The 12951-nt window shown below is 47.4% G+C and carries 9 protein-coding genes; 8 read left to right on the top strand and 1 reads right to left on the bottom strand.

Translation table 11 applies throughout. From position 1 onward, the window contains the following. Positions 1-147 precede the first annotated feature (147 nt). On the top strand, positions 148-1530 hold the full coding sequence (locus ABQ275_RS17120) for an MFS transporter (protein ID WP_349314371.1): 1383 nt from the start codon (positions 148-150) through the stop codon (positions 1528-1530). Between the two features lie 7 nt (positions 1531-1537). Beyond that, positions 1538-2734 (top strand): AGE family epimerase/isomerase, encoded by a 1197-nt coding sequence (locus tag ABQ275_RS17115; RefSeq protein ID WP_349314370.1) that lies wholly within the window; start codon positions 1538-1540, stop codon positions 2732-2734. Positions 2735-2895: 161 nt separating this feature from the next. Here the strand turns inward: ABQ275_RS17115 and ABQ275_RS17110 are convergent, their stop codons facing one another. After that, positions 2896-3624 (bottom strand): ThuA domain-containing protein, encoded by a 729-nt coding sequence (locus tag ABQ275_RS17110; RefSeq protein ID WP_349314369.1) that lies wholly within the window; start codon positions 3622-3624, stop codon positions 2896-2898. Positions 3625-3743: 119 nt separating this feature from the next. Between ABQ275_RS17110 and ABQ275_RS17105 the strand changes: the two genes are divergently transcribed. The 6 genes from ABQ275_RS17105 to rpiA all read left to right on the top strand — a co-directional run bounded on the left by ABQ275_RS17105 (position 3744) and on the right by rpiA (position 12791). Next, the gene (locus tag ABQ275_RS17105; protein ID WP_349314368.1) at positions 3744-4256 is read left to right on the top strand and encodes a sigma-70 family RNA polymerase sigma factor; all 513 of its coding nucleotides are present in this window, start codon (positions 3744-3746) and stop codon (positions 4254-4256) included. Between the two features lie 75 nt (positions 4257-4331). Continuing rightward, positions 4332-5309: a FecR domain-containing protein gene (locus tag ABQ275_RS17100; RefSeq protein ID WP_349314367.1), complete on the top strand. Its 978-nt coding sequence runs from the start codon at positions 4332-4334 to the stop codon at positions 5307-5309. 147 nt (positions 5310-5456) lie between these two features. Next, the gene (locus ABQ275_RS17095) at positions 5457-8885 is read left to right on the top strand and encodes a SusC/RagA family TonB-linked outer membrane protein (protein ID WP_349314366.1); all 3429 of its coding nucleotides are present in this window, start codon (positions 5457-5459) and stop codon (positions 8883-8885) included. Between the two features lie 11 nt (positions 8886-8896). Further along, on the top strand, positions 8897-10411 hold the full coding sequence (locus ABQ275_RS17090; RefSeq protein ID WP_349314365.1) for a SusD/RagB family nutrient-binding outer membrane lipoprotein: 1515 nt from the start codon (positions 8897-8899) through the stop codon (positions 10409-10411). A gap of 77 nt (positions 10412-10488) precedes the next feature. Next, positions 10489-12009, top strand: a complete 1521-nt coding sequence (locus ABQ275_RS17085; protein WP_349314364.1) for a cellulase family glycosylhydrolase — start codon at positions 10489-10491, stop codon at positions 12007-12009. Between the two features lie 95 nt (positions 12010-12104). Continuing rightward, complete coding sequence (gene rpiA, locus ABQ275_RS17080; protein ID WP_349314363.1) at positions 12105-12791, top strand: ribose 5-phosphate isomerase A; 687 nt, start codon at positions 12105-12107, stop codon at positions 12789-12791. The last annotated feature ends 160 nt before the right edge of the window (positions 12792-12951 follow it).

The raw sequence follows: 12951 nt of genomic DNA, 5'->3' as shown, positions 1-12951 counted from the left end.
ATTCCAGCTAACAAAGCACATGGAATAGATAAATAAGTATTATATAAAATGCAGATTATAAAGATAGATTTGTGAACCTGGTCGCTGATGATTCCAGGCCCGCCACTGAGCAATACCTTAATTAATGCTTTGTTTTAGATTCCACCTATGAGCAATAGAATAACGTTACAGGAAAAAATTGGATATGGTTTTGGTGATATGGCTTCTTCTATGTTCTGGAAGCTGTTTGGCATGTACCTGTTATTTTTTTACACAGATGTAATGGGACTCGCTGCTGCAGCGGTAGGCACCATGTTCCTGATCACCCGTATATGGGATACCTTTTTTGATCCGGTAGTGGGGGCTATTGCCGACAGAACAAATTCCCGCTGGGGTAAGTTCCGGCCTTACATTTTATACATGGCCATTCCGTTTGGCGTGATAGGGGTACTCACTTTTACCACACCGGGGTTTACTGCTTCCGGAAAACTGGTGTATGCTTATATTACCTATTCTGTTATGATGATGATCTATTCACTCATCAACGTACCGTATGCTTCCTTGCTGGGGGTTATATCACCGGATGGTAAGGAGCGGAATACGCTGGCATCTTTCAGAATGGCCTTTGCATTTGGTGGCAGCTTTATTGCGCTGGCACTGATTGAACCGCTGGCCGGTTTCTTCAGTAAAACAGACAGCGGTACACCCAATCACGAACGTGGCTGGCAGCTGGGCGTGATGGTGATTGCGGCCATCTGTGTATTGCTGTTCCTCCTGTGTTTTTCATGGGTGAAAGAAAGGGTACAACCCATCAGGGAAGAACAATCTTCCCTGAAAGATGATTTCCGCGATCTCTGCAAAAATAAACCCTGGTGGATCCTGCTGGGCGCCGGTATTGCGGCACTGATCTTCAACTCTATCCGCGATGGCGCTACCTTGTATTATTTCAAATATTATATTCAGCATACCGAAGCATTTACGTTGGGCGCCATGAGCATTACGTATTCTACACTCTACCTTATGGTAGGACAGGGTGCCAACATCCTGGGGGTTATACTGGCATCTCCCATCGGTAATAAAGCAGGAAAGAAAAACACGTATCTCGGTGCCATGGTTATTGCATCTGTACTCAGCATCCTGTTTTACTGGCTGGGTAAGGAACAGCTTACGCTGATCTTTATTTTCCAGTTTGTGATCAGCGTATGCGCAGGTATTATTTTTCCCTTGCTATGGTCTATGTATGCAGATATTGCCGACTATTCGGAATGGAAAAATGGCCGTCGTGCTACCGGTCTTATCTTCTCTTCTTCTTCCATGTCGCAGAAGTTCGGCTGGACAATCGGCGGTGCACTTACCGGCTGGCTGCTGGGATATTTCGGGTTTAAAGCCAACGAAGTACAGGGCGCCGATGCGCAAACAGGTATTTTATTCATGCTAAGTTTTTTACCGGCGATAGGGTCCCTGTTATCGATCATTTTTATAGCGATGTATCCACTATCGGAAGCACGTATTGCCACTATCTCATCTGAATTGGAAGAACGCAGAAAATAACTATTTCATGCAAGCGGAATTAAAGCAGGCACTTCATACAGAGTTATATACCATCCTTGACTACTGGATGAAATATACACCTGACAGAGAACACGGTGGCTTTTTCGGAAAGCTGCACAACAACAATCATCATGATCCCTTTGCGGTAAAAGGAGCGGTGTTGAATGCGCGTATCCTCTGGACATTTTCTGCTGCCTATAACAGCACTGGAGAAGAACAGTTTCTGAAGATGGCAGACAGGGCTTATGATTATTTTGCCCGTCACTTTATTGATAAGGAATTTGGTGGTGTTTACTGGAGTGTGGATTATAAAGGCCATCCTGTAGAAACAAAAAAACAGGTGTATGCCATTGCCTTTGCCGTGTATGCGTACAGCGAATATTACAAAGCGCGTGGTCAGGAAGAAGTGAAGCAGATGGCCATTGAATTATACAACCGTGTGCAGCAGCATAGCTATGATCCGGTGTATGGCGGCTACCTGGAAGCCTTTACCCGCAACTGGCAGGAGATCAAAGACCTGCGCCTGAGCAACAAGGATGCGAATGAGAAGAAGACGATGAACACACACCTGCATGTGCTGGAAGCCTATGCCAATCTTTATACTATCTGGCCTGCACCTGCGCTGAAAGAAAATATCCGGGACCTGTTGGTGATATTCCGGGATAAGATCATTGATCCCGGGACCGGTCACCTGCATTTATTCTTTGATGAACAATGGCGGGTAAAAGGCGACACGGTTTCCTATGGTCATGATATTGAAGCCAGCTGGCTCCTGCTGGAAGCCGCAGAGATCATTGGCGATCCGCTGCTAATAGACAACTTCAAAGAACTCTCCCTGAAAATGGCGCATGCCACACTTGTGGGCATCGACAAAGACGGCGGATTATGGTATGAATATGAACCATCGCAGCGCAACCTGGTAGCCGAAAAGCATTGGTGGCCGCAGGCGGAAGCAGTGGTTGGTTTTATCAATGCATGGCAGCTCCATCCTGAAGGGCGCTACCTGCAACATGCCGTTAACAGCTGGAACTTTATCCGTGAGCGTATCCGGGATAAAGTCAATGGTGAATGGTACTGGGGTGTAAGAAAGGATAACAGTATTATGGAAGAAGATAAAGTAGGTTTGTGGAAGTGTCCTTATCATAATGTAAGAGCATGCCTGGAAGGAATGACCAGGATTACCAGGATGAGTGAAGGATTATAGGATGGGACAAGGATGGATTTAAAAAATATCATGTTAAAAATAAATACTGATCATCCATGTTCCATCAATGTCCCATCCATGTTTAAAGCATATTTAAAGCATATTTAAAGCATGTTTAATCCATGTTTAATCTATTCTTGTCCCATCCTATAATCCTTCACTCATCCTGGTAATCCTGGTCCGGTGACGTATACGATGCCTTCCCACAAGTGTTGCAGAAAAAGCGGTTCCTTATAGGATGTCCCAAAATGTCCGAGCGCAGTATAAAAAGCGCGTCCTCCATCAAATTCATGGTACCATGCTATGGGGTGATCTGCCCCGTGTTTGCCGCCGGTATAGGTGGTTTCATCTACTTTAAGCAGGATGTGTACATCGGTGGGTAATGCTTTGAAGTTGTACCATTCATCGAGCCATTTCCATTTTACGGGCAGGTGCCGGGTGGTGGCATGCTGATGATCAATTACGTTTACGATGGCTTCCTGTGGTTTGGGGTGCCCGTTAAAATACGCGCCTACGAGCCGTCCGTACCAGGGCCAGCTATAGCAGGTGGTAGATGCCGCATGAATACCCATGTAGCCACCGCCTGCCCGGATATATTTTTGGAAGGCGCGTTGCTGTGCGCTGTCCAGCACTTCTCCGCTGGTACTCAGGAAGATCACGGCGGCATAATGCCGGAGAGTGTCTGTCGTAAACCAGGCGCTGTTGGTGGTAGTGTCTACACCCAGCTGATGCTGCGCTCCAAGCTGTTGAATAGCGGCTATGCCTTCGGGAATGGAGGCATGGTGGTATCCCAGTGTTCTGGAAAAGACCAGCACTTTTTTCTGTGGCGGCTGCGCAATAGCGTTAATGGTAAAGAGGAGCGCCAGTATTGTACACCCTTTTTTCATCATGATATCCAAGATAATAACAAGATAAGGATTCAAAAATACTTTTTGCTATTGCCCTGATTTTTTCTTCCGCAACATTATTAGTAGATTTAGTGGGAGTTTAATTACTAATTTGTCAACCAGTGAGCAATAAGGATAGTAAGTTTACAATAGAGGAAGTTTACGCCCTTTACTGGAAGGAGTTGTACGTGGCTGCCTTCCGTCGCCTGCACGCTGCCGCAGATGTAGAGGATGTGTTACATGATCTTTTTCTTTCCCTGCTGCGCACCCCTGAAGCACTGGAAAGAGAAGGCTCCATCCGTGCTTACCTGCATCAGTCGCTCAAACACCGGATCATAGATAACTACCGCAAAGCCAGGATCAGGCCCCACCTGGAAAATGATACCAGTATGGAAGAAGCGCCTTCTGCCATACGTACTGACGCTGGTTTGCTGACCCGTGAAGTGGAAAACTGTGTAATGGAAGAAGTAAACCGTATGCCGCAGAAAATGAAAGAGATCTATCTCCTCAGCCGCGAAGAGCATTTGCCCAACAATGAAATCGCCAGCCAGCTCAATATTTCTCTGCAAACCGTCAAGAACCAGATTACAAATGCGCTCAAAAGAGTGCGGACGGCATTGGCGGAGCATGAATAAATGTTCTGATATTTTTTTTTCTCCTATCTAGTACTCTTCCCTTACTTCTCCGTGTATACTATCAAAATCATTGAAGTGGATGATATTTTATTGCAGGAACTGGTAGCCAAATACCGGGCGGGTACGCTGACAGCCGCAGAAAGGCAGCAGCTGGACGCATGGTATGCAGCATTTGATACAGCGGGGGAAAGGCTGAACCCTTTCGTTACGGCAACTGATGAAGTGACCGCAAAGGAACGTTTGCTGGGCAGGATCCGGAACTCGCTTGAAAGTGCCGCGCCGGCAGAGACGAAAGTGGTGCCTATGCGCCGCCGCTTCCTGTATGGTGCAGCCGCTGCGCTGCTGTTGCTGCTGGCAGGAGTGCCGTTATACAGGTGGATCATAAAGAAAGAGATGCCATCGGTAGCACCAGCCTATCAGCTGGCAGTTACAAAGCCTGGTAAGATGATGAAGCTCACACTATCCGATGGTAGCCAGGTATGGCTGAATGCTAGCTCCGGGCTGCGCTTCCCCGCGGAGTTTACAGACAGTACCCGCGAAATCTGGCTCACAGCAGGAGAGGCTTTCTTTGATGTGGCTACCGACAGTAAAAAACCATTTATTGTACATACCGGCAAACTGGCCGTACGGGTATTGGGTACCTCCTTTAACGTGCGCGCCTATACGGAATTGGAGAAGGTTAACATCGGTGTAGCCACCGGTAAAATACAAGTGATGGACTCCGCAGGATCACTGGGCATACTCACGGAAAGCAAGCAACTGAACTGGAACCGGGAAAATGGTACGGTGGAAATAAAAGATTATAGTGCCAAACAGATAGGCAACTGGAAAGATGGCCTCATCAGGCTGGACGGCGCTTCTTTTAATGAACTGCGCACTACTATAAAAAATGTATACGGATATACTTTGAATACCAGCAGCAAAACCCTGCAACAGGCATCTTTTACTGCTACATTTAAAAATACCAATAATATAGAAGAGGTTATGAAAATGATTTGCAGAATCCAACAAGCACGTTATCAACAAAAGGACAGTATTATTACCTTATACTAAACAACCAGCTATCATCCCGAAAATGCAACAGGAGCTGTGCAACCAGCCCCTGTTGAAAAGTGTTACAGCATTCACCTCCCGGTCAAAGGATTATGAATGACTGTGCATTTAAAGGGCCTTTTATTACCATTTAAACTCATCAAATGTATGAAAAAAAACCTTAGGGGAATTACCAGGCAATTTATGAGAGTGTCAACGATTTTCTTGGGAATTATGGTGTTGTCGGCAGGCTTGTTGCAGGCCCACACCGGAAATGCGCAAAGGGTCAAAGGAATGCGACTCAGCATTACCTTTAAACACCAGACCCTGGCGGCTGCCATTGCCGATTTGCAAAAGACTTCCCGCCTATCCTTTGCATATGACAAAAAGAAACTGCAACAGCTGTGGGCGCCCGATACGGCCTTCAGCAACACACCACTGGATCATATCCTGACCCGCCTCCTGGAGGGTACAGTATACTCCTATGATGTTATTAATGATAACGTGACCATTGGCCGCGACTTCAGCAAAGTATTGCAACAGGAGAAGCCCGGCAGCATGAGCGGCCGCGTTACGGATGCCACCAACGGGGAGGGGCTACCGGGCGCTTCCATCCGCCTCCAGGAATCCAATAAGGGCGCCGTTGCCGACGGCAATGGTAACTATAAACTGGAAGGCGTTGTACCCGGCAGATACACCGTCGTGATCTCTTCTATCGGCTACGAGCCAGGCCGTATCAATGGTGTGGACATTAAAGAAAACCAACAACTGGACCTGAACATCCAGCTGAAAGTGAAAAATAACCTCAACGAAGTAGTGGTAACTGCCCTGGGGTTGCGGAAAGACCAGAATACCCTCGGCTACGCCGTCAACACCGTACAGGGAGAAGATTTTACGAAAGCACGTGAGCCGAATATCGCCAACGCCCTGGAAGGCAAGGTGGCCGGTGTAAACGTAGTAAAACCGGTTTCCGGCGCCATGGGTTCCAGCCGCGTGGTAATACGCGGTAACGGATCTATCTCCGGAAATAACCAGCCACTATATGTTGTAGATGGTGTACCACTGGTAAATAATACCTACGGACAAACATCCGTATTCTATGGTGGTTCTGACGGGGGAGATGGTATCTCCAGTATCAACCCGGATGATATTGAAACGATGACCGTGCTGAAAGGTGGCCCTGCTTCCGCATTGTACGGCGCCCGCGCTTCCAATGGCGTTATCCTGATCACTACCAAAAGTGGTAAATCGCACAAAGGACTGGGTGTGGAGTACAACGGCAGCTATACCATGGATAAGCCGATATTCTATAATAAAAAAGATTTTCAGTATGAATATGGTCAGGGCTCACAGGGCCTCGCACCACAGGATGTAGCTACCGCCAGGGCTATTGGTCCCGGCAGCTGGGGCGCTAAACTGGATGGCTCTTCTGTTATACAGTTTGATGGCGTATCCAGACCATACAGTCCTGTAAAAGATAACATCAAAAACTTCTACCGCAATGCTAATACTTTTACTAACAACGTCTCTATTTTTGGTGGCAATGAAAAAGTAAATGCCCGGTTTTCTGTATCTGATCTCAACAACCATGATCTGATGCCTAACTCCAGTTTGCGCCGTCAAAACTATACCCTGCGTGCTTTTGCGCAGCTGGCCGATAAGTTGACCTTGCAGGTGAATGCCATGTTTGTACACGAAAAGGTAAGAAACCGCCCTTACTCCGGCGACTTCTCCTGGAATCCGCACATGTCGGTACAACTGTTGCCCACCAATATGGATGTACGCACACAGGACCGCCGGGTAGATGACCAGGGCAAAGAATATCTTTTCTCGGATAACATCTATTTTGCGAACCCTTATTTTATGGCGTACAACAGGCTCAGTTCCGATACAAAAAACCGCCTGATTGCTTCCGCCGATATGAAATATAATGTTACCAGTGCATTGTATGTACGTTTACTAATGGGAACGGATATGGCATACCGTTTTTCTGAAGGGATGAATCCTGAAGGTGGTGCCATTGCGCAGCCCAGTATCAACGTAGGACAGCGTTTTGATAACGAGTTTAATGCGCAGTTGCAGGTAGGGTATGACAAGGAGCTGAGCAAGGATTTTTCGTTGAGTACATTTGTGGGTGGTAACATCATGAAAAATGTAAACAGCAACGTGAGCGCCGGTGGCAGCCAGTTTATTGTACCCGGTTTTTATGCGGTGAATAACACGAAATCTTTGTCGCGTGGTTACGGCAGGTCTGAGAAGGAGTTTAATTCATTGTTCGGCTCCGCCGAGATGGGTTTCAGGAAATATTTATACCTGACGGTAACAGGCCGTAATGACTGGTTCTCTACCCTCAATCCCAATACCAATAATATTTTCTATCCTTCCGTAGGATTGAGTTATGTGCTGTCGCAATCCGTGACGCTGCCAGTATGGTTTACCTATGCGCGGCTGCGTGGTTCATGGGCCAAAACGGGTAATGATGCAGACATCTCGCCTTATTCACAGGCACTTTCCTATGGTTTCGGTAATACCTATATGGGGCAGCCTACTGCTTACGTGGCTTCCGGAACTATTCCGAATACACAGCTGCAACCTTCTGTTAGCCGCTCTTTTGAAGGAGGTTTCGATACCCGTTTCCTGAAAGATCGTATAGGCGTGCAGTTTACTTTTTATAACCGGCATACTACCAATGATATCCTCACTTCGCAGATCAGTGCTACTTCCGGTTTCGGTAGTGTAAGCCTGAATGCCGGTGAGATGCGTAACACCGGTGTGGAATTGTTACTAACGGGTACGCCCGTACAATACGGTAAGTTCAGCTGGGATATGTCCTATAACATGGGCTATAACAAAAACAAGGTGCTGGCGCTGGTAGATGGTCAGGATGCCATGGTGCTGCAACAGAGCCGTCCGGGTTTGTACAGCGATGGTGGTGTACCGGCGTTTATCAACGTGAAAGTGGGTGAACCTTATGGCATCATTACCGGCAACACGTACAAACGTGATGACAAAGGCAATATTATTTACAACGACCAGGGCTACCCTGTACGCGGCGACATCGCTACACTGGGCAACAGTATTCCGCCGCTGACGATGGGCTTCAACAACGAAATCCGTTACGGTAGCTTCTATGCCAGCGTATTGGTAGACGCCAAATTCGGCGGTAAAATATCTTCGGGTACCAACAACCTCGCGTATGTGGCCGGACTGCACAAGAAAACACTGGAAGGCCGCGAAACCGGCGTTACCGGCGTGGGTGTAACAGAAAGCGGTGGCATCAACAAAGTGAATGTATCTGCTGAAAGTTATTATACCTGGGTAGCGAATAATATCACGGAAGAATTTGTATACGATGCCAGCTTTGTAAAGCTGCGTCAACTGGTGGTAGGTGTGAACCTGCCGCATAGCTGGCTGCGTCAGGTAAAAATAAATGATGTCAGTGTATCCGTGGTGGCCCGCAACCTGTTTACCCTTTACAGCAAAGTGCCACTGGTAGATCCGGAGTCCACTTTCCTGAATGGAAATGTGCAGGGTATTGAAATGCTGGCGCTGCCTGCCACCCGCTCTTTTGGCCTGAACCTTAACGTAAAGTTCTAAAACAAGCTGACATGAAAAGTAATCTGCTCAAATATATAACGATAACATGCGCTTTGATGATCACCGGCGTAGCATGTACTAAAGACCTGGAAGAAATCAACGTCAATCCGAATACGCCGGAATATGTATCACCTGATCCGCTCTTCACGAATATCCTGATGAATACACCGTTGCTTTCTTCGGCAAGGCGCGGCAGTATCGGGTTCTGTATGATGTTTGTACAACAGACGGCTACGACCAAAATCGATGATCTGCAGGGTGACAAGTACCTGCAGAGTGATAACGCGAGTACTATTTTTTCTGATACATATAATGTACTGGCTAAAGATATGGAAACGGTGATGAACGATGTGAAAAGTTCGCCGGAGGATATCAACCGTTATGCTGCCATGCGCATCTGGCGCGTGCTCGTGATGCACCACCTTACAGACTTGTATGGGGCGATCCCATATTTCGGTGCAGGTAAAGGTTATTCAGAAAACATCTATACCCCCGTATACGACGATCAGCAAAGCATTTATGCCGATATGCTGAAAGAACTGGACGAAGCCGCCGCCTCTTTTGACGCTGCCAAACCTACTTTTGGCGAGGCCGATGTGATGTACCAGGGCAAGATCCCGCAATGGAAACGCCTGGCGTATTCCCTGATGTTGCGGTTGGGCATGCGCTTATCAAAAGTAGATGCTGCGCAGGCGGAAGTATGGGTAAAAAAAGCGATTGCCGGTGGCGTAATGCAGGGGAATGAAGATATGTGCAAACTGCCGCATGAAGGGCCTAACGAACCACAATCCAATCCGGTTAGTTATGCTTTTTTAAAGTTTAACCTGGTAGAATTGGGCGATATCAAGATCGGTAAAACATTCCTGGATTACCTGGTGCAGACCAAGGATCCGCGTATATCCTCGTATATGTCGCTGCCCGATGGCAACAGCGCCGTGGCCAGTCAGAAAGGACTGCCAAATGGGCTGGATGCCAACGCTTTCGCCAACTATCCCGGTGGTAATAACCTGGCTACCTATTCAACTTTCAACGTCAGCAAAATACTGCCTTTATCTACCCCTACTTTTATGCTTACCTATGCAGAAGTAGAGCTGATGCTGGCAGAAGCCACCATTCGTAACTGGACCGCTGGCAGCGCGGCAGACCACTACACCAAAGCGGTTACCGCCTCCATGCAGCAACAATCTTACTACGGTGTTACCATCGATGGCGCCGCCATCAATGCTTACCTGCAAACCGGTAAGCCTTTCCCTGCTACCGGCGCAGCTGCACAACTACAGGTGATCGCCGAGCAATACTGGGTAGCTACTTTTATGAATGGTATTGAGTCATATGCTAACTGGCGCAGAACAGGATTCCCTGTACTCACCCCTGTTAATTATCCCGGTAATGCTACCAGCGGTGTTATTCCCCGCAGACTTACCTATCCTATCGGTGAGTACAGTGCCAATGCCAAAAACGTGAAAGACGCCGTTGCCAAACAAGGCGCGGATAGTTATGTAACAAGGGTTTGGTGGGATAAATAATTAATAAAAAATAAAAAATAATGACCGGCTTCAGAACCGCCCAGTGGCGGTTCCGGGGCCGGTATGTAAAAAAAACTATGAGACAGCTGTTATTCTCTTTTTGCTTTCTGAGCATCCTTTCCCTTCATGCCCAATCTCCTTATCTGACTACGAAGGACCGGCGCTTTATTGATAGTACCGGCAGGACGGTGATCCTGCATGGATTAAATTTTGTGAACAAGGATAAAGCGAAAGGCTACCGCTACGCAGATGATTCACTCAGCCTGGTGAAAATGAAGCAGTGGGGAATCAACTGTATCCGCCTGGGTGTTACCTGGGATGGGATGGAACCTGCGCCGGGAGCGGTGTCTGAAGCATACCTCCGGCAACTGGATGAACGGGTAAAGTGGGCAAAGCAACTGGGCATGTATGTATTACTGGATATGCACCAGGACCTGTACAGCACCAAATACGCCAACGGTGCACCGGATTGGGCTACACTGGATGAAGGTAAGCCACACTATGCCAACGAAGTATCCTGGGACGATTCTTATTTTATGAGCGCCGCGGTGCAAACTGCCTTCGATAATTTCTGGCTGAATAAACCTGCACCCGACGGAAAAGGTATCCAGGATCACCTGGTGACGAACTGGGGAATTATAGCAGCCAGGTATGGAGGTGAGCCCGCCGTGATAGGTTTTGATTTGCTGAATGAACCCTTTATCGGCAGTGCTGTGAATAAAGTACTGGCAGCTTTTATGCATACGCTGGCACAGTCTATGAAACCGGCGATGAGTGAAGAAGATGTGATGCAGCAGTGGGTAACGGAAGAAGGGAAGGCCCGCCTGATGCAGCAACTCAACGACACCGTTTTATATAAACAACTGGTGGCCGCTCCGGAAGCATACTATGCTGCTTTTGAAACTGATCACCTGGTACCTTATTTTCAAAAGGCCAAGGCGGCAATACGGGCAGTCAATAAACAACAGATCATCTTCCTGGAGCCCAGTGTTTCGGCCAACTTCGGGGTAAAAACACATATAGCGGCATCCTTTTCCCCAGCGGAACAGCAGCTGGCTTTTGCACCACATGCCTACGATATTGTTACGGATACACGCAGTGTGGCAGGCGCGAGTAATGAACGCATGAAAATTATTCTCCACCGTTTGGACTCCGTGAGTAAGGTGATGCAGATACCCATGTTGCTGGGTGAGTGGGGCGCCTTTTATAGTGCAGACAGCAGCATGTTTACTGCCGGTGATTATATTGTAGCACAACTGGAACAAATGCGTTGTGGAGAAGTTTACTGGAGCTATTTTAATTCACTGGAAAATGCCGCTTATTTCCCATTGATCAACAGGGGTTATCCGATGGCGGTGGCAGGGGAGTTGCTGCATTTTAAATACGACCGGATGCACCGTACACTAACGGTACACTGGAAAAACGATGCGAGCATATCATCACCCACACGGCTATACGTTCCTTTTCCACCGGAGAAAGTTCATTTGTCGGACAGTAAAAATGCGGAGGTTATACCGGATGGTACAAATGGTGCGGTCGTTATTGTACATCCTATAAAGGGCAAGGCTATACGAAAACTGGTCATTACCGGTAAGTAGGGATTGGCTTCGCGATAAAATTTTATTTTTATCTCTCTAAAAAATTAATATAGTTCAACTATTTACCGGATATTTATTTCTCAATAACTATTCGCATGGAAGATCTGAAACAGGTAGCAGCCAGGGAGGCGCTGAAGTATATACAGGCGGGCAGTACTATTGGCCTGGGCGCCGGCAGTACCATTGCACACCTCATACACTATTTAAAGGAAGACGCGGCGCTGCTGCAAAGTATCACGACCGTTACTTCTTCTTATAATACCCAGTTGCTTTTACAGGAACATGGCTTTACTATCAAAGAGATCGGTGGGGTATCCCGGCTGGATCTTTATTTTGATGGCTGCGATCAGTTTGACCGGCAGCTGAATGCCCTGAAAAGTGGCGGTGGTATCCATACGCGGGAGAAATTGCTGGCTGCGATGGCGGATAAATTTATCATTATCGGTGATGGCTCAAAGTATGTTGACCAGTTGTACGTTACGTACCCGGTGGTGATAGAAGTGATTCCGGAAGCGGTACCGTTTGTACTGTTGCAGGTGAAAAAAGTTTTTAGCACGGTCAATCCGGTAGTACGTATCAGTAATAAGAAAGATGGTGCGGTGATCACCGAAAACGGGAACCTGCTGATCGATCTCTGGTTTACTACTTTTCCGCCGGTGGACACAATCAACCCGCAGTTGAAAGCTATTCCGGGCATCCTGGAAACCTCCCTTTTTTACCAGATGGCGCAGGAAGCAGTGGTGGCGGGCAAAACCGGGGTAGAGGTAATCCGGCGTGTATAATAGAATGTGGACATACTCATGTAGTTATTAATGTACAAATTGAAAAAATTGCCCGGCCCACTATTGTGACGAAGCCGGTCCTGTTGCATTTCAGCTGCCGTTAAAAAAGCCCCCATTTTTTTAGCAATAAATTTTACGGGAAAGATATTATCTTCAACCC

This window comes from Chitinophaga sp. MM2321, assembly GCF_964033635.1.
Classification (GTDB): Bacteria; Bacteroidota; Bacteroidia; order Chitinophagales; family Chitinophagaceae; genus Chitinophaga.
The sequence above is the reverse complement of the archived record's forward strand: the minus strand, read 5'-3'. Positions and strand labels throughout refer to the sequence as shown.